At 66.0% G+C, this 1007-nt stretch carries 1 protein-coding gene; it reads left to right on the top strand.

What is annotated here, in order from left to right:
- On the top strand, positions 1–1007 hold a 1007-nt coding region (locus ABZ881_RS30920; protein ID WP_358489602.1), incomplete at both ends, for an adenosylhomocysteinase.

A 1007-nucleotide genomic window follows, 5' to 3' on the forward strand; every position in this document is an offset into this window, starting at 1 on the left:
GGTGACGCCACGCTGCTGGTGCACAAGGGCGTCGAGTTCGAGCAGACCGGCGTGGTCCCGACCGTCGACGACGACGACCTCACCGTCGCCGACGAGGAGCGGGTCGTGTTGGACACGCTGCGCCGCTCGCTGGCCGAGGACCCGAAGCGCTGGACCACGATCAACTCCGACATCCGCGGTGTCACCGAGGAGACCACGACCGGGGTCAACCGGCTCTACCAGCTCGCCGAGCAGGGCAAGCTGCTGTTCCCGGCGATCAACGTCAACGACTCGGTCACCAAGTCGAAGTTCGACAACAAGTACGGCATCCGGCACTCGCTGCTGGACGGCCTGAACCGCGCCACCGACGTCCTGATCGGCGGCAAGGTCGCGGTCGTGGCCGGCTACGGCGACGTCGGCAAGGGCTGCGCCGAGGCGCTCGCCGGCCAGGGCGCGCGGGTGATCGTGTCCGAGATCGACCCGATCTGCGCGCTGCAGGCGCTGCTCGAGGGCTTCCAGGTGGCCCGGGTGGAGGATGTCATCCACACCGCCGACGTGGTGGTCACCACGACCGGCAACAAGGACATCATCACCACCGACCTGATGCAGAAGATGAAGCACCAGGCGATCCTGTGCAACGTCGGCCACTTCGACAACGAGATCGACATGGCCGGCCTGGCCCGGATCCCGGGCATCAACAAGATCAACATCAAGCCGCAGGTCGACGAGTGGGTCTTCCCGGACGGGCACACCATCCTGGTGCTCTCCGAGGGCCGCCTGATGAACCTGGGCAACGCGACGGGGCACCCGTCGTTCGTGATGTCGAACTCCTTCGCGAACCAGACGATCGCCCAGATCGAGCTGTTCACCAAGCACGAGGAATACAACAAGGACGTCTACCGGCTGCCCAAGCACCTCGACGAGAAGGTCGCGAAGGTGCACGTGCTGGCGCTGGGCGGGGAGCTGACGAAGCTGTCCAAGGACCAGGCCGAGTACATCGGCGTCGACGTCGAGGGCCCGTACAAGCC

This window comes from Pseudonocardia sp. NPDC046786 (assembly GCF_040645415.1).
GTDB classification, from domain to species: Bacteria; Actinomycetota; Actinomycetes; order Mycobacteriales; family Pseudonocardiaceae; genus Pseudonocardia; species Pseudonocardia kongjuensis.